This window comes from Alcanivorax sp. HI0083 (genome assembly GCF_001635175.1).
In genome coordinates, this window is the sequence record NZ_LWFX01001747.1 from 1 (window position 1) to 2154 (window position 2154).

Sequence of the window (2154 nt, forward strand, 5' to 3'; positions counted from 1 at the left end):
GCTCTGGCTTACGGCGCGGATGTGCCCATGGATGTGACGGACTTGCAAAGCGGCCTGATGAAACAGGCCCGTGAAATGGCAGACAAATACGCAGGGCAATACAAGATTCCCGAGACCAATGTTTACGTGGACATGGGATCCATCGAAAAGACCATTCTCGACAAGGCAGACAAGCTAGGGGCGGATTTGATCGTGGTGGGCAGCCATACTCGCAGCGGCCTGGCCCTGCTGCTGGGCTCAACCGCACGCGGGCTGGTGCCTGGCGCCCACTGCGACGTACTGGCCGTGAAAGTCGACCAGTAACAGAAAGCCCGGATGTCCCGCACCGGGGGAGCCCCCCACACGGGAACTGACGCAAACGCGAATCAGGTAAGCTGCAGCGCCCCGGTACTGGCCTGGCTTTCTCCGTTCCAACGACACAACAATTCAGCCAGCCCCTGAGCCTGCACTTTCAGTGCAGCCAGCTCTTCCTGGCTGTTTTTCTCACCATGAAAAACCGGCAGTTTGCGCATGGAATGGACCAGCTCGTGGGTCGGCGCCTGCATTCGTTTTACTTCCAGGGTCCAGCGGATGTGGTGAACAATCATATGGAAGAAGGCCAGACGGGTAGCCAACGAATAGGCACTGTCATCGTCGTTGAATTCATTGAAGTCCAGGCTTGCCAATACCGCCTCCCGAGCATTGTCCGCCACCTTTATGGTAGCGCTGCGGGGCGTTCCCAGAAGCATGGACAAGGTGCCAAATACTTCACCGGGTGAGACATAGTAAAGCGGAGCTTCCTCTGGATTATCCGAGAGGACTTCAAGCTGCCCCCGGAGCAAAAAATACAGGGTGGAATCCACATCACCAGCACGGATGACACTTTCCCCGGAAGCGGCTACCCAAAGGCGGGTCGTCTTTTCAAGCTGCGCAAATTCGTCCTGATCATCACGGGCGATTTCATTAAAAAACGGCACACCGGCTAACAGCTGGCGCCGCCGTTGCTGGCCGAAATCATTATTATTGGCCTGCTCCATCTACTATCCCCACTGTTATGATGGAATTATTGTCATATGCTAGTGCCCGCGTCGCAGCAGGGCAACGACGGGGACGTAAAAGCGGTATAAAAACTTCGCCAACAACTGCTCAAATAGCACTGTTCATATAGTCAGCATCCATGCTAGCATCCTGAATGTAGCACTGCCTGTCAGCCAAGACTTACAAGCTCAGGCAAACAACCATATGAATGCCTACACGAATCGCGCAGCTAGCACCGAACAAGAGCGCCCCGGCAAGATTGACAAGCGCTCCACTCTGCGGGAAACAGGGAGAAGGTTATGAGCAGCAAACTTACCGACCGGCAACAACAGGTTCTCGATTGCATCCGTGAATGTCTCTCGGACAGCGGCATGGCCCCAACCCGCGCAGAGATCGCCGACATCATGGGGTTCCAGTCAAAGAATGCGGCGTCCGACCATCTCCGCGCCCTGGAGCGTAAGGGCTACATAAAACTGCACAGCGATCGTTCTCGCGGCATCCAGTTGCTGGATCATGCCTATTGGGGCGAAGAGGAACTGCCCATTGTCGGCAAAGTCGCCGCTGGTGTTCCCATTGAAGCCATCGAGAACGTTGAGCGCACGGTGCCGGTGCCCCAGGGGCTGTTCAAGCAACGCCCTACCTATCTGTTGAAGGTTCAGGGCGACAGTATGGTGGATGCAGGTATCTTCGATGGGGACCTGATTGCCGTGCGCAAATCCAATGTGGCACGGTCCGGGGAAATCGTTGTGGCTCGCATTGACGAAGAAGTCACAGTGAAGACCTTAAAGTTGAACAAATCCAGCGCCACCCTGTTGCCGGCCAACGAAGCCTATGAGCCCATCAAGGTGCCCGCTGATCAACTTATCATCGAAGGCATATTTGTGGGGCTGATTCGTGACCCGAATTCTTATTAAAGCCTGTATCCACACGGGTATAGGTATCTGCCTGATTGTATGGAGTGCGTTTGCCATGGCTGAAACCCATCTTCTTGCGCCCTGCCCCGATTCTCCGAACTGTGTGTCCAGCCTGGCCACACAGAGCGATAAGCGCGTAGCCCCTCTGCAGGCTGGCGCCGATCGGGGAAGCAGCCTGAAAAAGCTGGAAAGCCTGCTTGGCAGCCTGCAGAGGGGCTACGCG

Annotated in this window: 4 protein-coding genes; 3 read left to right on the plus strand and 1 reads right to left on the minus strand. The window is 55.7% G+C overall.

What is annotated here, in order from left to right:
- Positions 1-303: universal stress protein (locus A3754_RS25410; protein WP_063521692.1), on the plus strand; the 303-nt coding region annotated here is incomplete at its 5' end.
- 62 nt (positions 304-365) lie between these two features.
- On the opposite strand, the gene A3754_RS25415 is transcribed toward A3754_RS25410, so the two are convergent.
- Entirely contained in the window at positions 366-1016 is a 651-nt protein-coding gene (locus tag A3754_RS25415; protein ID WP_063521693.1) for a cyclic nucleotide-binding domain-containing protein, read from the minus strand.
- A 300-nt stretch (positions 1017-1316) separates the two neighbouring features.
- On the opposite strand from A3754_RS25415, the gene lexA reads away from it, so the two are divergent.
- Entirely contained in the window at positions 1317-1931 is a 615-nt protein-coding gene (gene lexA, locus A3754_RS25420; RefSeq protein WP_063520830.1) for a transcriptional repressor LexA, read from the plus strand.
- A gap of 55 nt (positions 1932-1986) precedes the next feature.
- Positions 1987-2154 (plus strand): DUF1499 domain-containing protein (locus A3754_RS28895; RefSeq protein ID WP_369817651.1); only part of this gene is annotated, 168 nt, incomplete at its 3' end.